Source organism: Pantoea sp. EKM103V (assembly GCF_011800365.1).
GTDB lineage: Bacteria > Pseudomonadota > Gammaproteobacteria > Enterobacterales > Enterobacteriaceae > Pantoea > Pantoea anthophila.
Map to the genome: position 1 here is coordinate 24,853 of NZ_JAALFQ010000015.1, position 17,931 is coordinate 42,783.

Genomic DNA, 17,931 nt, shown 5'->3' on the forward strand with positions numbered 1-17,931 from the left:
CAAGGCTATCCTGTTCAGATTAAACATTACCCCCGTTAAACTAATCTTCTTAGCCACAATTTATTAAGGAAAGGCTGAAAACCGATGAAATTGCGGTTATTGTCTGACAGAGATGCTATACAGATGATCCAGATCTCATTTTTCTGCCGGAAATCGCTGGCAGCCCCGCTCTTATCAACCGCTCTGTAAAAAAAATGTCATTAGCCAGTCGCTATGATGGCCTGACGTTCGCGCACCGATTACGACAGAGAACTGCTGTCGATCACCACAGGGAGATAGACTATGTCACTTACACTCTGGCAATCCCGTTATGAAAGCTGGTTTCAGGCGAACTGGATCCATGACGACGGCGCGCACGATATCGCCCATCTGCGCCGTGTCTGGATGAGCGCACAGCGTATCCTGAACGGTACTCCCGCTGATCCGCTGGTGGTGCTCACCGCCTGCTATTTTCACGATGTGGTCAATCTGCCGAAGAATCATCCGGAACGTCATCTGGCCTCCACCTATGCCGCCACGGAAACCCAGCGCATCCTGCAGCAGGATTTCCTCGACTTCCCGGCTGAAAAAATAGAGGCGGTGATGCACGCTGTGAAAACCCACAGTTTCAGCGCCGGCATCCCGCCTCAGACGCTGGAAGCGAAAATCGTTCAGGATGCTGACCGGCTGGAATCGCTAGGCGCCATCGGGCTGGCACGGGTTTTCTATACCGCCGGGGCCCTGAACCGTCCGCTGTTCGACAGTCAGGACCCGCTGGCAAAAGATCGCGAACTGAATGATGCACTGTGGACGCTGGATCATTTCCAGAAAAAGCTGCTGCGTCTGCCGGAAACGATGCACACGGAAGTGGGGCGGATGCTGGCTGAACACAACGCAGATTTCCTGGTGCGCTACATGGCGAAACTCTATGCAGAGCTTCAGGGTAATCTGGTGGGAATGGACGAGGCCGTACTGCGGGATTTCACGCCGCTACGCAGTGAATATTAAATTTTTATGACAGTATGTTAATCGAAACGGTCATCCGGTAGCGTGTGAGCAATAACAAAAAAGGAGCTGCCTGATGACCGAAACTGTTAATTTAACGATTAAAATTGATCCTGAATTAAAAGAAACGATTAAACAGCTGGCGCTGGAAAACCAGATTTCCATGAGTCAGGAGATTGTGCAGCGGTTGCAGGCCAGTCTGGAAACGCATCCGCATCCGGCGATTGATAATCAGGACATTACCGAAGCGGCGGCGGAAGCCTCAGCCGCTTCTGATGCACAGGCCGATGGATTAAGCGCCAGCGAACTGAAACAGATACGGTTGCTGCTGAAAAAGCAGAGCAAGAAGAAGAAATAAACATGAAACCCGTCGCCAGACGGGTTTTTCTTTTCAGGAATCAGGATTTCAGCTGACGGATATGGGGCAGCAGCAGCTGCGCCACGGCGGCGAACACCGGGACCACCACCGAGTTACCAAACTGCTTGTAAGCCTGCGTGTCTGAGACCGGGATGCGGAACGGCTCGTGGCCCGGTACATCAAAGCCCATCAGCCGCGCACATTCGCGTGGTGATAAACGGCGCGGTCTGCGCGCCATGTTTGCGGCATCGTGAAACTCCGCTTCCCCCAGTGCGCTGTCCCAGCCGCGGTCAATCAGGATCTCCGAGCCATCTTTGTAGTAGCGCGCCGACAGGGTGCGCACGCAGCAGTGCGGATTACGCGGATCGTTGAGGCCAAAACCAAAGCCATTGCCTTTCGCCTTATGCTTTTTCGCATACTGATAGAGATAGCGCCAGAGCACCGGCGAGAGGATATATTTGTCATCCGGGTCGCTCTCCAGCAGGCTCTGCAGCGCAGGGACCTGAGCCGGGAAGAAGCGGCGGATATCGCGCAGCGTGAAATCCTGTTTTTTCAGGTCACGGCGGATCCCGACCAGCACAATTCTTTCGCGATGCTGCGGCAGGAAATGACGCGCATCGATCACTTTGGCATCCGGGCTGGTGTCACCGGCATCCGCGACGTCATAGCCCAGTTCATCCAGCGTCTCCATGATAATGGCGAAGGTGCGGCCTTTATCGTGGCTCTTGAGATTCTTCACGTTCTCCAGCACGAAAAAGGGCGGTTTCTTCGCGGCAAGGATGCGCGCCACGTCGAAAAACAGCGTCCCCTGCACCTGGCATTCAAACCCGTGTGCGCGGCCCAGCGCATTCTTTTTGCTGACACCCGCCAGTGAGAAGGGCTGGCAGGGAAAGCCCGCCAGCAGCACCTGATGATCGGGGATGGCAGCATCGATAGCGCGATAGATCGCCTCATCGTCGCTCAGGCCCGCTGGCTGTGTGACCTCACGGATATCGGTATTGAAGTGATGCTCCAGCGGATCGCTGTAGTGGTTAGCTTTATAGGTGCGAACCGCCTCTTTGTTCCATTCACTGGTGAAGACACACTTACCGCCTATCGCCTCAAATCCTTTGCGAATGCCGCCAATCCCGGCAAAGAGATCGATAAAGCGAAATTCAGGATTATCATAATGGGCGGGCCGGGCCGGCAGCAGATCCTGCAGCAGAAGCTGTTCGGCTTCACTCAGCGGCGGCACGGCGCATTTGCCCTGGCGGATCCGGTTCAGGAGCGCAGGACTCCAGCGGGAGAAGCCCGCCTGCTGCAGGCGGGCCGTAAGATCACGAACCGAATAGATTGCCAGGACCTGCTGTAAGCGATCGGACGCTTCAGGAAGTGAATGTGCAGCAGAAAGTGGTTCAGCGAGGGCGGCGGGATGCATGCGTTTTTCCTTAACAGTGAGGCGCCTATGCTATCACTCCTGAGGCAGTGAGGAAATTGCCCCGATGTGCCCTGAGCCGGCGCGCCGGAATCGTCTGTTTTTGCGGCGCACGTTATGAAGGTTCGGTTGCCAGCTTTCGCTTTTCGTGGCGCAGACTAAAGTTGAATAACCAGCAAAAAAGGAGAGGCTATGGCTGATGTTCACTCCAGCGAAACACGCAGCAAAAATATGCGTGCCATTCGCGCTCAGGATACGGCCATTGAGCAACGTATCGCGCTGTTGCTGAAAGACCGGGGATTCAGCTTTCGTGTGCAGGATAAAAACCTGCCGGGACGGCCCGATTTTGTTCTCAACGACCAGCAGGCGATTATTTTTGTTCATGGCTGCTTCTGGCATCGCCATCACTGCTACCTGTTTAAACTGCCGGCCACCCGCACAGAGTTCTGGACGGGCAAGATTAACAGCAATGTTGAACGTGACCGGCGCTATGTGCAGCAACTGCAGGCGAGTGGCTGGAAAGTGTTGATCATCTGGGAGTGCGCGCTGCGCGGCAAACTGCGGCTGGCGGATCAGGATCTGCTGGAACGGCTGGAGGAGTGGCTGCTGGTCATGCCGGAGAGTGCCGAAATCGATCATCAGGGCATTCATCATTACAACGCTGATTGCTAATCAGAGTCATAATTGATTAGATCGGCCTTTTCTCCGTGGCCAGGAAGGAGCCTGAGATGAGCAGCATAAAACTGACGGTAAAACGCCTTTACCAGCTTCGCGACGAGCGGATGGTGAATACCCGCGCCACTGCGCGGGTCTACAGCGGCGACAGGCTGATTGCCACGGAGGAGATCACCGGCATGACCGAAAGCCCGGTCAGCAAATACCTGCATGCTGAAGGAACAGCAGGCGAGACGATTCGGGTGGAGTGGGAATGTGAGGGCATCGCCGACATGACCGTAACGGAAATTGAGCGCTGCCCATGTTGTCAACATAACGAACCAGACTAAGGATACAATTTTGGCGGGAACCAGTTTACTGACTTTACTTGATGATATTGCAACACTTCTGGACGATATTTCCGTCATGGGGAAAGTGGCGGCGAAAAAAACGGCCGGCGTGCTGGGCGACGATCTGTCGCTGAATGCCCAGCAGGTCACCGGCGTGAAAGCCAACCGGGAGCTGCCGGTGGTGTGGGGCGTGGCAAAAGGATCGTTTCTGAACAAACTGATCCTGGTGCCGCTGGCGCTGGTTATCTCTGCGTTTGCGCCCTGGCTGATTACGCCGCTGCTGATGCTGGGCGGGGCCTATCTCTGCTATGAAGGGGTCGAGAAGGTGATGCACAGCCTGCAGCATGACAAGCAGAGCAAATCGCCGGAGGCGCGCCAGCAGCGGCTTGATTCACTGGCGAAGCAGAACGCGGCAGAGTTTGAGAAAAAGAAAATCAAAGGCGCAGTGCGCACCGATTTTATTCTGTCGGCCGAAATCGTTGCCATTACCCTGGGCATCGTTTCCGAATCGCCGCTGCTCAATCAGGTGATTATCCTGGCGGGCATCGCCATTCTGGTGACCATTGGCGTCTACGGCATCGTGGCGGCCATCGTAAAAATTGATGATCTGGGCTTCTGGCTGCGGGAGAAATCGTCGCGCGTTGCGCAGGGCATCGGCAGCGTGCTGCTGGCGGCGGCGCCCTGGCTGATGAAGATCCTTTCGGTCGTGGGCACCATCGCCATGTTCCTGGTGGGCGGCGGCATTGTGGTGCATGGCATTACGCCGCTGCATCACCTGATTGAAGAGGTCAGTGCTGGCTTCAGCGGCTGGATTGCGACGCTGCTCAGCAATGGCGCGAACCTGGTGCTCGGTTTTATCATTGGGTCGATCGTGCTGTTAGTGGTCAACCTTATTGCCAGAGTGCGTGGAAAATCGGTATAAAGCGCACTGCGATTTACGGTCAGGAGAATGACGATGAACGACGATATGTTTGAATTTGATATTGACGCACAGCTTGAGCAGGCGGAAGCGAAAGCAGAGAAAAAAGCTAGCGAAGTGCCGGACGATCTCGGTGATGAAGCCGATTGCGAAGGCTGTAAAATCTGACGTCAGCGTCGGTTCCTCATCAACGCGGATAATATTTTTTATCCGCTTTTTTTATTTTCACTATATCCATCTGCTTAATTCCGAATTTGCCCTTTTTATGCGTGCCTTAACAGGCAGGAACCGCATTCGCCTGCTATAAAGAAAATAATCACTCAGGTTAATAAAAAGGAGCGCAGCATGGTTTTCGCAATCAGTGAAGAGGTTCAGCACAAGGAAGAAGGGCACACCATGGTGGTGACCGGCTACGCCAGTGGCATGGTCGAGTGTCGCTGGTATGACGGCTATGCGGTGCGCCGTGAAGCCTTTCGCAGCGATGAACTCTGCGCGCTGAATCCTGAGCAGCAGCTGGCGAGCTGAATCGCAGGCGGGCAGCGCGCCGCGAAAAACGGGCCTGTCAGGCTGCGGCGCTTTATCCCTGAAAGGCCTGCCACTCTGCAGGCCTCTTCTTCTATCCTGAAGCTTTACTGAGGCTCTGCGCCTCCTCCTTGTGAACGCGGACACACTCCCTGTGCCGCTCCTGCTCAGACGTTACCATCGTTATCCTCCTCTACCGCCTGATAGATACGCTGCAGCACGTCAGGAAACGCTGACTGGACGCGGCTCCAGCTCGGAATAAAGGGCTTGTCATTCGGACGCTCGATAAACGCCTGACCCGCCTCCAGAATCGACTGGGTAAACATCTCGACCGCCGCCTCTTCCACATGCTGATCGAACTTCAGGCCATTCATGACCGCTTCGTGGTTATAGGTCTCCATCATATCCAGCGCATTACGATAGTAGGTCGCTTTCAGCACCCGGAATGAGTCGCTGGTGAGCGGAACGCCCATGGTGGCCAGCTTGCGCAGCAGTGACTGAACAATGTCGCTGCTCATTCGCTTCAGGCCGCCTGTGCCATCATCCTCGGCCAGCGGCTGATGTTTGTGGTCATAGTTATCGGCGATCTCAACCTGACACGACTGGCGGGTAGTGTAGTTGCGGTAAATCTCGGACAGCACGCCGATCTCCAGTCCCCAGTCGCCAGGAATTTTAATGCCGTTGAGTACATGGGTGCGCATGGCAAACTCGCCGGAGAGCGGATAGCGGAAGCTCGACAGGTAATCGAGATACTCTGAGTGGCCATAGACTTTCTGCAGCGAGCGCAGCAGCGGCCCGACCAGCAGGCGGCCCACGCGGCCATTCAGCTTGCCGTCGGCCACGCGGGCATAGAAGCCCTTACAGAACTCATACTGAAACGCCGGGTTCGCCAGCGGATAGAGCAGACGTGCCAGCATGCCGCGCTCATAGGTGACGATATCGCAGTCATGGAGGGCCACACAGCTGGTGCGGTCGGAGGCCAGCGTGTAGCCGGTACAGAACCAGACGTTGCGCCCCTTACCCGGATTGGTGGGGGAGAGCCCCTCTTTATCCAGCTCCGCATCGATCGCCTTCAGGCGCGGGCCATCGTTCCACAGGATACGGTGGCGCTGCGGCAGCCGGGAGAAGAAGTCGCGGGCAAACAGGAACTGGTCGCGGTCGGCCCGATCCAGCCCGATCACAATTTCATCCAGGTAGGGCACTTTTGCCAGCTCATCGACGATATTGGTCAGTGCCGGACCTTCAAGTTCGGAAAACAGCGACGGCAGGATCAGCCCCATTTTGCGTTTGCGGGCAAAGCGAACCATCTCTTTTTCCAGCGACTCCACGCTGCGGTGGGTGAGGTTATGGAAGTTGGTGATTACGCCATTCTGATAAAAGTCACTCATCGCTTCATCCTTTTCATGCCCATGGGCAGCTCATTGAGGTTGAGTCAAAAAATAGTCGAGCCCTTCACGCCAGCCTTCAGGGCCGTGGTGAGCGGTGTGATAAACCTGCTGCTGATCGGTGCGTCTGAGGGTCACCGGCGTTTTACTGTAGCCTTTGATGACGACCGCATAATCCACCGCATCCAGCATCGGGGCGTCGTTTGGCCCATCCCCCAGCCCGATAGTGACGCGTGGCTCGCCGGGAGAGTGTGCCAGCAGCCAGCGCAGGGCTTCGCCTTTGCCACTGCCTGCCGGCATCACATGCCAGAAACGGCCGCCCTGAGTGAGCGCCAGCCCTTCTGCATGCAGTGCCTCATGAAACCGGTCAAAGGCCTCATCGCTGTCGCGCCAGACCACTACTTCTGACGCATCCCGCTGACGGGAGAGGGCCGCATCCGCTTCACTCAGACCGGTCATGGCGGCCACCTCCGGATCGGAGAAGTCGTGAAACCCGGTGAAGCGGAAGTGGCTTTTCAGTCCAGCCAGACGCTCACAGAGCGCCTCATAGCTGAGGGCGCTATCAGGCAGACGAATCCGTTGCTGATCCAGGGTCTGCACCACGGCACCGTTTTCCGCAATAAAGGGGGAACCGGCGATGCCGAGCTTTTTCTGCAGCGGGACAATTTCAGCTGCGGTCTTGCTGGAGCAGATGACCAGCGGCACCGCATGCTCCCGGAGTGTGGTCAGCCATTCCGTGGCCGCATCCCAGCGATAGCTGTGATGGTCGAGCAGTGAACCATCCAAATCGGTAATTACCATTAAGGGGTGCTGAAGATCGGGCATGAACAGGCTCCTTTCATCACGTTCGCCGCTAAAGCAGCGATTTTTCAATATTATAGTTGAATATGGCGCACACTTTTTTTCCTGCCACACCGGTCAGAAATCCAGGATTATTCTTAAAAACAGGCCCGCAGGAAAGTGGGGGATGCAGGAATTGTGCAGGGCTAAGTGACTGTGCAGCGCGGTGTTTTTAACCTGTATCGCGTCAGCGTGAGTGGGGCGGTTGCAGAAACGTGCATATCTGATACTTGTTCAGTCCGGGCAATCAGGTATTCTGCAACGGTGTTAAGAATTCCCTGGTGTAACGAATTGAATTTTTACCCGGCTTCCATGCCGGGTATTTTTTTGAAATCGATTTCAGCGGTTAGCTTCACAGGCGCGACAGTCACTGATGTCGATCTCAAACGCCTCCCCCAGTTCGGCGCCGGAACGAAAAACCTGACCATCAATCTCGCGTCGTGGCGACGGTCCTGCTTCCATAGCGTCCCGTATCTCATCCGACGTTCTGGCCTGAATCGCCGCCAGTAATCCTTCCATATCCACTCTGAGTTCGGCTGGCTGCGCCGCGCTGTCGTGCTTTTCCTCTGTCATTTTCAGACTCCTGAGAGCAAACAGAACTGTAAGTATAGAAGGCGGCAGAGAAAGGCGAGGAAGGGTTAATCGCAGATCAAAAAAAGCCCGCAGAGTGCGGGCAAAATCCTTGTTATTGCAGGAATGCTGCGCTGCCGGGGGGGCGATGCAGCAGGGAGAGTGTAACGGTCAGGCGCGTAAGAAATCCTGCCGTGCACTGTTAAAGAATCGAAAAAGGGCATCCTTACTCAGATTTACCTGACTTTTCCTGTTAACAGAGCAGATTCAGCTATAGTTGAGAATAAAGCTGAATTTTTTCAATACCTAAAGGAATGGTTATGGACCTCTTAAGAATTATTATCGCTATCCTGCTACCCCCACTGGGCGTGTTCATGCAGGTCGGTTTTGGCGGCGCGTTCTGGCTGAATATCCTGCTGACCCTCTGTGGCTACATCCCCGGCATTATCCATGCCGTATGGGTCATTGCCCGCCGCTAACGCGCTGCATCCCTCAGGTTCTTCGGTTAGACTGTACGCAGTAAATCATCAGGAGAACCGACATGAAGGTAAATGACCGCGTCAGCGTCAGAACGGATGGCGGCCCGCGTCGCGTGGGCACCATTCTGGCGATGGAGCCGTTCAACGAGGGCACAATGTTTCTGGTTGCGCTCGAAGATTATCCGCTGGGCATCTGGTTTTTTAATGAGACGCATCAGCCGGATGGGATCTTCGTTGAGCCTTACCACGACGCCTGAGCCTGACGCGCATAAAAAAGCCGCCTTTCCGGCTCCCGGAGGCGGCTTTTTGCACATAAAGGGGGCCTGAGCGCTGTCGCCCGCGATCCTGCTTAATGACTCAGAAGGTTTACCAGTTTTCGTTGCTGCCAGCCAGCGCCGGGCGGGGCGCGACGGCCACCGTTTTAACCGGCGCAGCCGGACGGGAAGCCATCGCGGTGGCCGCCGGTGAAGCCTGCAGGCGGAAGGCGGCGACGGCCTGGGTCAGTTTACCCGCCTGATCCTCCAGTGACGCGGCGGCGGCTGTCGCTTCTTCTACCAGCGAGGCGTTCTGCTGAGTGACGTTATCCATCTCGGTCACCGCCTGGCTGACCTGCTGAATCCCGCGGCTCTGCTCGTCGGAGGCGGCCGCAATCTCTGACATAATATCGGTCACCCGACGCACCGCCTCGACAATCTCACCCATCGTATTCCCGGCTGCGCCCACCTGCTGTGAACCGTCATTAATCAGTGCGACCGACTCGGCAATCAGGGACTCAATCTCTTTTGCCGCCTGCGCACTGCGCTGGGCCAGATTCCGCACTTCGCTGGCGACCACCGCAAAGCCGCGCCCCTGTTCACCGGCACGCGCCGCCTCGACGGCCGCGTTCAGCGCCAGGATGTTAGTCTGAAACGCAATGCTGTTGATGACGTTAGTGATCTCCGCAATCTTCTTCGAGCTGCCGGAAATATTGGTCATGGTTTTCACCACACCGCTGACCAGCTCGCCGCCGCTGCGGGCCTTGCCGGAGGCATCGGCAGCCAGCTGACTGGCGTGATGCGCGTTCTCCGCATTCTGCTTCACGGTGGCGGTAAGTTCTTCCATGCTGGCCGCGGTCTGTTCCAGCGCGGCGGCCTGCTGCTCGGTGCGGGAAGAGAGGTCGGTGTTACCGGCGGAGATTTCGCTGGACCCCTGATAAATGGCGACAGCGCCTTCTCGCACCGTTCCGACCGTGGTGACCAGTGCCTGCTGCATCAGTTGCAGGTTATGGATCAGCGTACCGATTTCACTGCGCCCACAGGGCAGGGGAGCGGAGGTCAGATCGCCCTGCGCAATGCGTTCGATGCGTTCCACTGACTGCCGTAAAGGATTGATCACAATCCGCCGCAGGAAGACAAAGGTCAGCAGAACCAGTACCAGTGCAGCCACAAACGCGACGCCCATCGCAATAAAACCGATGCGTGACTGCGTATCGGCTTCAGCGGTAATGGCATTCGCCCGGTCGGTCCGGATTTTAATCGCCTTCAGCAGCACCTGATTATATTCATCATCCAGCTTGCGGGTGACATCCGTCTCCTGAGCAATGATCCCCTCAAAGCTGCCCTGCTTACCGGCATTGATCATCGGCAGCAGGCCTTTAGTAATGTAGTTATTGAAGCGTGCCTGCAGCGTGGCATCGAGTTCGGTATCAGAGGGCGACTTTACCTTACGCGCTTCATAGACTGCAAAGCCCTCTTTGGCCTGCTGGATACGTTTTTCGGCTGCCGCGACGTTCGCCCGAAACTCATCCATTTCGCCAATGCGGGCGGCCGCACCGGCCTGAATAATCGTCAGACGTGCCGTACGCAGATGGTTTGAACTGTTGGCGAGCCCCATACGAACCTGAATTTCGTCGGTGGCATCATCGAGGGAGTGATTGCTTAAGGTAAGAAAGTAACTGGCGACGCCAATACAGAGTGCAAACAGCAGCAGAATGCCGCCGAAGATGAGGCTAAACAGCGGTACCAGGCGGAGATTCTGCCAGATGCCCGCGCTTCTTTGTCCTTCATTATCTAATGCAGTGTTCATATCCTTGCTCTCTCAGGGCTGTTGTTATAAGGCTTAACATCGGCAAAGGAGAGTAAAGACTTAGCGGTAAGAGTGAGACGTGGCTCCCAATTCTGAGCAAAAAAAAACCGGCCCATCGGAGCCGGTTTTTCTGGTTTAACGATCAGCGGATATTAACGTAAATACCCGAAGTCACATTATCGGTTAAACGCACCACATGATAAATCACCTGTTTATTATGGGTTTTGATTTTGCGTTTAATATTACCTTTGTGTGACGATACCGTTTTGGCCTTAATTTGCATTTTATCTGAGATCTGAATGGTGTCATGACCTGACATCCACATTTTCAGCATGTTTGACTCGGTCTGGCTCAGCGTCAGCGGGTGAACATCCATGCCCGAAGAGATGCGCGCAGACTGGTTGAGTTTCTTCTGCAAATAGGTACTGAGTAAGGAATCCAGGGTCGACGTTTTCATCGATTTTGATGTAATAATCAGGTTCTTACGAACGTAGAGATATTCCTCAAAATGGATATTGCTAATCGCCATAAAGATAAAGAAGAGTGTATCGGGATGCTGCGTAATAATGCTGCGGATACGCTCACTGGAATCGGATTCATGAATGAAACAATCTTCATTAATAAATACGACACCAGGATTTAATTGCTCACATTTCTGCTGTAGTTGCTCAATGTCGGAGACGGAAGAGATATTTTTCTTCTTAACTCCTTTCAAAGACATGTAGTCTGTTAATCCCAGGCGTGTGTAGTTGCAGGAATCCATAATAATAGTTGGCATAATAGCGACCCTCACCAATTTGTTATCCGTTTAAATCAACGATGAATACGCGTTGCGATACGAGAGAGATTTCTTAGGTACTTTTTTATTCTGCTCGTGCAGTGTGGTAACAGGCAATCGCCCGTAAAAGTCTTCATCCCTGACCCGTTCTGCAAAAAATTTGTGCTGCCCTGACGTCACACATTCTCCGACTGTGGCGGGGAGTGCCAGTGAAATGCCGGAGGTTAAGTATTACTCAGTTTTTGGGAGCCTTGTCACTATCCCTGAAAACCCGGAGTTTTCTGATAGGACAATTCTCAAAAACATTTGTTTTACGAAAGTGTGATGTCTCAGCGTGCGTTGACAATGCCGGAAAAAACATTTTTTAACAAGAAAAATTCGTTAAAGTTTTTTTCTTCGTAATTTCAATGGTTTGACCGATTTGCCTGCACATTCACAGTCTGAGAGCTTCTGTGAACCACCCAACTAAAATACGCGAAGCCCGGTTTAATAAGAATTATTTTCAGACTCTCCGCACATTTATCAGAATATCCTTAGTTGCATTCTGGAAAACATGGTTCGGAAAATGCACGGATGGTTTTGCGATACTTAAGTGTGGTGATGGAAAGATAGTTAGAAAGTTAATGTTCAGGTTCGGGATAGTTCTGTCAGGAACAGGGCGAGTAAATCAAATACTTCACCGAACAAATGCTCACAGAACGGGGCGAGAAGGGGCATCAGCAGGCTGATGGTTAAAATTCCGACTGATAAGGTAATCGGGAAGCCGATTGCGAAGATCGATAACTGTGGTGAAACGCGGTTTAACAAACCCAGTACCAGATTTAGCATGAGTAACAAAACGATTAAGGGCAGCGCTAACATCATGCCATTAAGGAAAATTAATCCGCCCGATTTCACCAGCGCCATAAAAGCATTGGCATTCAGCGGGTGACCGCCAATCGGCAGGGTATGAAAACTGTCCGCCAGTAACGACATCAGCCACAGGTGTCCGTTAAAGGTCAGGAACAGTAACATCGCCAGCATGTCGAGAAAGCGGGCCAGCACCGGCATGTTCAGACGGCTGCCGGGGTCGAAAAAGGTGGCGAACGACAGACCCATCTGCAGGCCAATCACTTCCCCGGCGCAGCGCACGGCAGCGAAGGCAAACTGCATGGTGAAGCCCAGTGCGATGCCAATCAGCATCTGCTGGATCAGCAGCCAGAATCCGGCAGGCGAAAAGAGCGTGACATTAACAGCAGGCAGCAGCGGCATAAGCAGCCAGGTGATCATCACCGCCAGTCCGATTTTGACACGCTTACTGACGGAACGTTCACTGAGGATCGGTGCGGTGGCGAACAACGCCATGATACGCACCAGTGGCCAGAAGAACTGGCTGACCCACTGAACCAGCTGGCTGCTGTCGAGAGTAATCATCAGCCGATGATGTAAGGCAGGTTAGTAAAGACGGTGCGGATATAGTCCAGCAGCAGATTCAGCATCCACGGGCCGGCAATAATCCCGGTGGTCGCCACCGCCAGGATCTTGGGAATAAAGGATAAGGTCTGTTCGTTGACCTGGGTTGCCGCCTGGATCAGGCTGATCAGCAGGCCGCTGACCAGCGCAGCCAGCAGCAGCGGGGCGGCCAGCATCAGGGCGACGCGCATCGCTTCCTGTCCCATTACCATTACTGATTCGGGTGTCATGTGTTGCTCCGGGAAGAAAAGGGGATCAGGAGTAGAAGCTTTGCGCCAGTGAACCGACCAGCAGCTGCCAGCCATCGACCAGAACAAACAGCATCAGTTTAAACGGCAGTGAGATGGTCGCGGGCGGCACCATCATCATCCCCAGCGCCATCAGCACGCTGGCGACGACCAGATCAATGATCAGAAAAGGGATAAAGACGGTAAAGCCAATCTGGAACGCGGTCTTCAGCTCGCTGGTCACGTAAGCGGGCAGCAGAATGCGCATCGGCACGGCTTCCGGACCGGCAATCGGTGCCACGTTTGCCAGCCGGGCAAACAGGGCTAAGTCCGCTTCACGCGTCTGGCGCAGCATAAAATCACGCAGCGGCTGGGCGCCTTTCTCAATCGCCACATCCATGCTGATCTTGTCCTGACTGAAGGGCAGATAGGCATCCTGATAAATCCGGTCAAAGGTCGGCGCCATGATAAAGAAGGTCAGGAACAGCGACAGGCCAAGCAGCACCTGATTCGGCGGGGCCGAGGGCGTGCCCAGCGCGTTACGCAGCAGACCAAACACAATGATGATACGGGTGAAGCTGGTCATCATCAGCAGCACCGCCGGAATAAAGGTCAGCGCCGTGATAAAGACCAGCGTCTGCACCGGCAGCGACCAGCTCTGACCGCCATTAGGCAGCGAATGACTCACCAGGCCCGGCAGCTGGGCATGGGCAACCGGTGCCAGTAACAGGAGTGGCAGTAAAGGAAGCAGTCGACGCATCATGGGTTTTTTCCGGGACGTTTAACCAGGTTCTGTAACAGCTGACGAAAATCCTGTGGTGCACTGTTGACCGGCGTCACTGACGCCGGTTCACCCGGCGGCAGGGTGTGCAGGTGAGTAATCTGCTGTGCGGTAATGCCCAGCACCAGACGGGCATCGGCGGTATCCACAATCACCACCCGCTCACGCTGGCCCACGGAGACGCTGGCTGTGAGCTTAAGCTCCTGGCTGCTGACCTTTTTCGGCGCGAAGCCGACACGGCGTGCCAGCCAGGCGCAGGCCAGAATCAGTAAAATAATTAACGCTAATACGCTGCTGACCTGAGCCAGCATCGAGCCGGTGGAGATCGCCTGGGCCTGAGGTGCAGCCGGTTGCAGCGTTTGATTCTGGCTGGTCATATTCAGCGACTCAGACGACGCATACGTTCAGACGGGGTGATGATATCCGTGATGCGAACGCCATATTTGTCGTTCACGACCACGACTTCACCCTGAGCGATCAGGTAGCCATTAATCAGGATATCAAGCGGTTCACCCGCCAGGCCATCCAGTGACACCACGGAACCCTGCGTCAGACGCAGCAGCTCTTTGATGGTCATCTTGGTGCGGCCCAGTTCCACGGTGAGTTTCACCGGGATATCCATAATCAGATCGATGTCCTGCAGTGAGCCTGCCACATTCGGGCTGTCGAATGACTTAAAGACGTCATCGGTTTGCGGCGCGCTGCTGCTGCCGACCTGCTCATTCATCGCTTCAGCCCACAGATCGTCCGCAGAGATATCGTCAGACGGTTTATTACTGTCAGTCATGGGGCTGTTCCTCGTTCAGCGAATTCAAAATCGGGTTAATCAGGTGTTCGACACGGAGCGCATACTGGCCGTTCATCGTGCCATATTGGCTGGTTAAGACCGGGACGCTATCGACATGGGCGATAATGCGTTCCGGCTTCTCAATCGGCAGCACATCGCCGGGTTTCAGCTGCAGGATCCGTGACAGACGCAGCGAGGTTTCGGCAAAGTGAGCGATCAGTTCCAGCTCAGAGTGCTGCACCTGTTTGACCAGGTTGTCACGCCAGTGGTTATCTTCCTGGCGGGAGTTTTCGAGCGGTGGGTTCACCAGCAGCTCGCGCAGCGGTTCAATCATTGAAAACGGGATGCAGATATTAAACTCACCCACCAGGTTACCAATCTCCACCTGGAACGGCGTGTTAACCACGATATCGTTCGGTGAGGTGGTAATGTTGGTGAACTTTACCTGCATCTCTGAACGTACATATTCGACGTCCAGGGGATAAATCGCCTTCCAGGCGTCGCTGTAACCATCCAGCGCCAGCTTCAGCATGCGGCGAATAACCCGCTGCTCGGTATGGGTGAACTCACGGCCCTCGACCTTAGTCGGGAACCGTCCGTCGCCACCAAACAGGTTATCAACGGCGATAAAGACCAGGCTGGGTGAGAACACCACCAGCGCGGTGCCGCGCAGCGGTTTCAGGTGGATCAGGTTCAGGTTGGTTGGCACCGGCAGATTGCGGGCAAACTCATGATACGGCTGAATCTTGATCGCCCCGACGCTGACATCCGGGCTACGGCGCAGCAGGTTAAACAGCGCCATACGGAAACTACGGGCAAAACGCTCGTTAATGATCTCCAGCGCCTGTAAACGCTCGCGCACCACGCGGCGCTGGGTGTTCGGGTCGTAAGGACGAATATCGCCTTCCGGCCCGCTTTGTTTCTTTTCTTCTTCCGCGCTGCCACTGTCGCCGTTTAAAAGGGCGTCAATTTCAGCTTGGGAGAGAATGCTATCGCCCATTGATTCACCTCAAAATGAAGGCGGTAAACAGCACGTCGTTTACAGCCTGCGGAGGTTGACCTTTCACCAGCGGAGGTGTCAGCGCCTGTTTGATTTGTTCAACAAGCGCCTGTTTTCCCTGCTCTGTCGCCAGGGCCGAAGCACTCTGACGCGAGAGCAGCAGCAGCAGACGGCTGCGCACCTCAGGCAGATAGTCATTCATCCGACGACGGGTATCCTCATCGGCCAGACGCAGGGTAAAGCCTACGTACAGCACGCGGTCAGGATCGTTGTCGGGATTGACCAGGTTAACCGTAAATGTATCAAGTGCAAAAAAGACCGGAGCGGGAGGCGGTTCAACTTTCGCCACCTCAGGCTTATCGCCCTCGTGTTTGTTCATCATTCGCCAGACTGCATAGCCTGCCACGCTGCAAGCGGCCAGCGTCACAATGAGCAACACCGGTATTAAGAGTTTACGTTTGCGGCCTTTAGCTTTCGCGTTATCAGACATGGTTGCAGTTACTTCCTGTGAATTATGGGCAAGCCTCTCGGCTCACGGGACAGATTATCCCGCGTCTTAAGTCAAACCAATGGGCAGAATAGACGCGGGTTTTACGCTTACCTTCAGCGTTTATCGCTGTCAGGCAAAAGTGTCGACGGCGCTGTTATCGCTGACGCGAGCCTGAAGGGCGGCGGGGACGGCAATCGGCGTAATGTCGGTGTCACTGTCCTGGGGGAGGGAGAAGCGGCCATGCTGTCCGTCGCGGCGCGCCTCCTGTTGATTCTGGAAGCTCTGGCTCTGCGCGGAACTGTCACTGCTCACCTGACTCTCGCCCAGGTTGATACCGCTCTCTGCCAGCGCGCTGCGCAGCTGCGGTATCGCGGCTTCCAGCGCCGATCTGACGTGGCTGTGGCTGGAAACCAGACTAATCTGTGCCTGGTCGTTATCCAGTTTCAGGCTGATCTGGATAGCGCCGAGGTCTTCCGGATGTAAACGCAACTCCGCGTTCTGCTGGCCGTTGCGACTGAACATCACAATCTGCTGACTCAGCGCCTGCTGCCACTCGTCGCTGCCCAGCTGCGCATTCAGCATCGGCGTTGAGGGGGTGCTGCTGGTCGCTGACGCGGTCACCGGCGCGGGCAGGGTGCTGGCGCTCGTAATCGGGCCGCTGATGTTCAGACCACTGTCGCTGGCGCTGCTGTGCGCCGGGGCCTGATCATCCTGCTTCATCATCGCACTCAGTGCCTGCTGGAAATGGCTGTCTGAGGCCAGGTTCAGGCTGCTGTTGCTGCTCTGCGCGGTGCTGCTGCTCTGGCTCGCCGCGTTGCTCGCTGCAGGCGCGTTCAGCGCCGCACCTTTTATCTCGTGCTTCTCATCTTTAGCCGGTGCAGTGCTCTGCGATGAGCTGCTCTCCGGTGTCGTGTTCAGCATCTGTGTCAGCGCGGTCAGCGCTTTACGGCCGCCATCGCTCTGGCTAATCATCTCACCCGATTCACTGCTGATCGGCGGTGGCGCGCTGGCTGTCGCCGTGGCCGCACCCGGCAACATGGCGAACAGCGCCTGCACATTCTGCAGCTCGCTGGCGCTTAAGGATGCCGCGTCCAGGCTCTCTTTATCATCGGCTGATTTTGACCCAGCTTTAATATTTTCCGGTTTCAGCAGGGCAGCCAGGGCAGCAGGATTATCCCGTGTTGCCAGCAGCGCACTGAGCGGAGAAGCCGGTCGACGCTCATCGGCCATTTCTGCTTTGGCGTCAGCGGATTGCGCCGCTTTTCCCTGCTGTTTTGCCAGTCCAAGCAGCTGGTTTCCCAGCGCGGTCAGAAAGTCCTGTGGCAGGGTATCTGACCCTGCCGCAGCGTCGGTTGCGACTGATGGTTCTGCGTCGGTTTTAGCCGTCGCTTTCATGGCAATGTTTGGCAGCGTAATCATTCGCCTCTCCTCAATGCGGCCCGTTGGGCAAATTCGTCCATCCGTTTCTGGTCGAGACGGTTTTCCTGTCGTAATGCATTTTCCGCTGCCCGCGTGATCAGGGTCTGATAGGCGTTCAGCCGCTGCTGTTTGTCACGCCAGTTGATCAGCGCCTGCTCCAGGCGCTGATTCCAGTTATTAAGCTGATTACGGTGCTGCTCAATCGCTTTTTCCAGCGTCTGAATAAACTGGTGATAGTTAGTCCAGCGGGTACTGGCAATGCCGCTCGACATGTCATCGTTAAGTTTGTTGCGATATTCATCCTGATAGTCGAGCAGCATCGTCAGTTGCTCGTTGGCGGCATGCTGACCGCGGCGCATATCGCCCAGATAGATGGCGGCCCGTTCGAGATCCTGCTCCGCTAAGTCGCGCAGCGTATCGATAGCATTTGCCGTTTTCATAGCCATTACCTCGCGTTA

At 55.2% G+C, this 17,931-nt stretch carries 24 protein-coding genes; 9 read left to right on the plus strand and 15 right to left on the minus strand.

Features of this window, described 5'->3' with window-relative positions; all coding sequences use genetic code 11:
- Positions 1-282: 282 nt before the first annotated feature.
- Both HFD97_RS20355 and HFD97_RS20360 read left to right on the plus strand, forming a co-directional pair.
- A complete protein-coding gene (locus HFD97_RS20355; protein ID WP_154927723.1) occupies positions 283-987 on the plus strand; it encodes a phosphohydrolase in 705 nt (234 codons plus the stop codon).
- Between the two features lie 73 nt (positions 988-1,060).
- Positions 1,061-1,342 carry an Arc family DNA-binding protein gene (locus tag HFD97_RS20360; RefSeq protein ID WP_046102088.1) on the plus strand — a complete coding sequence of 94 codons (282 nt, stop codon included), beginning with the start codon at positions 1,061-1,063 and terminating at the stop codon, positions 1,340-1,342.
- 40 nt (positions 1,343-1,382) lie between these two features.
- Here the strand turns inward: HFD97_RS20360 and dcm are convergent, their stop codons facing one another.
- Positions 1,383-2,759: a DNA (cytosine-5-)-methyltransferase gene (dcm, locus tag HFD97_RS20365; RefSeq protein WP_140922892.1), complete on the minus strand. Its 1,377-nt coding sequence runs from the start codon at positions 2,757-2,759 to the stop codon at positions 1,383-1,385.
- A gap of 189 nt (positions 2,760-2,948) precedes the next feature.
- On the opposite strand from dcm, the gene HFD97_RS20370 reads away from it, so the two are divergent.
- The 5 genes from HFD97_RS20370 (at position 2,949) to HFD97_RS20385 (ending at position 5,204) form a co-directional block, all read left to right on the plus strand.
- The gene (locus HFD97_RS20370) at positions 2,949-3,428 is read left to right on the plus strand and encodes a very short patch repair endonuclease (RefSeq protein ID WP_009089525.1); all 480 of its coding nucleotides are present in this window, start codon (positions 2,949-2,951) and stop codon (positions 3,426-3,428) included.
- A gap of 56 nt (positions 3,429-3,484) precedes the next feature.
- On the plus strand, positions 3,485-3,760 hold the full coding sequence (locus tag HFD97_RS20375) for a hypothetical protein (RefSeq protein ID WP_009089527.1): 276 nt from the start codon (positions 3,485-3,487) through the stop codon (positions 3,758-3,760).
- 10 nt (positions 3,761-3,770) lie between these two features.
- Positions 3,771-4,682 (plus strand): DUF808 domain-containing protein, encoded by a 912-nt coding sequence (locus tag HFD97_RS20380; RefSeq protein ID WP_009089528.1) that lies wholly within the window; start codon positions 3,771-3,773, stop codon positions 4,680-4,682.
- Positions 4,683-4,715: 33 nt separating this feature from the next.
- Positions 4,716-4,847 carry a hypothetical protein gene (locus HFD97_RS22420; RefSeq protein WP_003854444.1) on the plus strand — a complete coding sequence of 44 codons (132 nt, stop codon included), beginning with the start codon at positions 4,716-4,718 and terminating at the stop codon, positions 4,845-4,847.
- A gap of 177 nt (positions 4,848-5,024) precedes the next feature.
- Positions 5,025-5,204 carry a YodC family protein gene (locus tag HFD97_RS20385; RefSeq protein ID WP_009089530.1) on the plus strand — a complete coding sequence of 60 codons (180 nt, stop codon included), beginning with the start codon at positions 5,025-5,027 and terminating at the stop codon, positions 5,202-5,204.
- A gap of 164 nt (positions 5,205-5,368) precedes the next feature.
- Here the strand turns inward: HFD97_RS20385 and HFD97_RS20390 are convergent, their stop codons facing one another.
- From HFD97_RS20390 to HFD97_RS20400, 3 genes are all read right to left on the minus strand, one after another.
- Positions 5,369-6,589, minus strand: coding sequence for a glycosyl transferase (locus HFD97_RS20390; protein ID WP_009089531.1), 1,221 nt, complete (start codon positions 6,587-6,589; stop codon positions 5,369-5,371).
- Positions 6,590-6,619: 30 nt separating this feature from the next.
- On the minus strand, positions 6,620-7,411 hold the full coding sequence (locus tag HFD97_RS20395) for a mannosyl-3-phosphoglycerate phosphatase-related protein (protein ID WP_167431522.1): 792 nt from the start codon (positions 7,409-7,411) through the stop codon (positions 6,620-6,622).
- Positions 7,412-7,765: 354 nt separating this feature from the next.
- On the minus strand, positions 7,766-7,999 hold the full coding sequence (locus tag HFD97_RS20400) for a DUF2525 domain-containing protein (protein WP_150029821.1): 234 nt from the start codon (positions 7,997-7,999) through the stop codon (positions 7,766-7,768).
- A 317-nt stretch (positions 8,000-8,316) separates the two neighbouring features.
- On the opposite strand from HFD97_RS20400, the gene HFD97_RS20405 reads away from it, so the two are divergent.
- Positions 8,317-8,475 (plus strand): YqaE/Pmp3 family membrane protein, encoded by a 159-nt coding sequence (locus tag HFD97_RS20405; protein ID WP_009089537.1) that lies wholly within the window; start codon positions 8,317-8,319, stop codon positions 8,473-8,475.
- Positions 8,476-8,537: 62 nt separating this feature from the next.
- Entirely contained in the window at positions 8,538-8,732 is a 195-nt protein-coding gene (gene dsrB / locus HFD97_RS20410) for a protein DsrB (RefSeq protein ID WP_009089538.1), read from the plus strand.
- A gap of 109 nt (positions 8,733-8,841) precedes the next feature.
- Here the strand turns inward: dsrB and HFD97_RS20415 are convergent, their stop codons facing one another.
- From HFD97_RS20415 to fliJ, 11 genes are all read right to left on the minus strand, one after another.
- The gene (locus HFD97_RS20415) at positions 8,842-10,539 is read right to left on the minus strand and encodes a methyl-accepting chemotaxis protein (RefSeq protein ID WP_167431523.1); all 1,698 of its coding nucleotides are present in this window, start codon (positions 10,537-10,539) and stop codon (positions 8,842-8,844) included.
- A gap of 142 nt (positions 10,540-10,681) precedes the next feature.
- Positions 10,682-11,317, minus strand: a complete 636-nt coding sequence (rcsA, locus tag HFD97_RS20420) for a transcriptional regulator RcsA (RefSeq protein ID WP_009089542.1) — start codon at positions 11,315-11,317, stop codon at positions 10,682-10,684.
- Positions 11,318-11,944: 627 nt separating this feature from the next.
- Entirely contained in the window at positions 11,945-12,730 is a 786-nt protein-coding gene (fliR, locus tag HFD97_RS20425; protein WP_009089544.1) for a flagellar biosynthetic protein FliR, read from the minus strand.
- The gene (gene fliQ / locus HFD97_RS20430; protein ID WP_003854466.1) at positions 12,730-12,999 is read right to left on the minus strand and encodes a flagellar biosynthesis protein FliQ; all 270 of its coding nucleotides are present in this window, start codon (positions 12,997-12,999) and stop codon (positions 12,730-12,732) included. The genes fliR and fliQ overlap by 1 nt, the downstream gene beginning before the upstream one ends.
- A gap of 25 nt (positions 13,000-13,024) precedes the next feature.
- Entirely contained in the window at positions 13,025-13,756 is a 732-nt protein-coding gene (fliP, locus tag HFD97_RS20435; protein ID WP_009089546.1) for a flagellar type III secretion system pore protein FliP, read from the minus strand.
- Positions 13,756-14,154 carry a flagellar biosynthetic protein FliO gene (gene fliO / locus HFD97_RS20440; RefSeq protein WP_046102081.1) on the minus strand — a complete coding sequence of 133 codons (399 nt, stop codon included), beginning with the start codon at positions 14,152-14,154 and terminating at the stop codon, positions 13,756-13,758. Before fliO ends, fliP begins: the two co-directional genes overlap by 1 nt.
- Before the next feature lie 2 nt (positions 14,155-14,156).
- Positions 14,157-14,564: a flagellar motor switch protein FliN gene (gene fliN / locus HFD97_RS20445; protein ID WP_058957683.1), complete on the minus strand. Its 408-nt coding sequence runs from the start codon at positions 14,562-14,564 to the stop codon at positions 14,157-14,159.
- Positions 14,557-15,564: a flagellar motor switch protein FliM gene (gene fliM, locus HFD97_RS20450; protein WP_009089551.1), complete on the minus strand. Its 1,008-nt coding sequence runs from the start codon at positions 15,562-15,564 to the stop codon at positions 14,557-14,559. The genes fliN and fliM overlap by 8 nt, the downstream gene beginning before the upstream one ends.
- 4 nt (positions 15,565-15,568) lie before the next feature.
- Positions 15,569-16,054 (minus strand): flagellar basal body-associated protein FliL, encoded by a 486-nt coding sequence (fliL, locus tag HFD97_RS20455; RefSeq protein ID WP_009089553.1) that lies wholly within the window; start codon positions 16,052-16,054, stop codon positions 15,569-15,571.
- A 129-nt stretch (positions 16,055-16,183) separates the two neighbouring features.
- Positions 16,184-17,473, minus strand: a complete 1,290-nt coding sequence (locus HFD97_RS20460; protein ID WP_167431524.1) for a flagellar hook-length control protein FliK — start codon at positions 17,471-17,473, stop codon at positions 16,184-16,186.
- The gene (fliJ, locus tag HFD97_RS20465; RefSeq protein WP_009089556.1) at positions 17,470-17,913 is read right to left on the minus strand and encodes a flagellar export protein FliJ; all 444 of its coding nucleotides are present in this window, start codon (positions 17,911-17,913) and stop codon (positions 17,470-17,472) included. Before fliJ ends, HFD97_RS20460 begins: the two co-directional genes overlap by 4 nt.
- Positions 17,914-17,931: the final 18 nt, after the last annotated feature.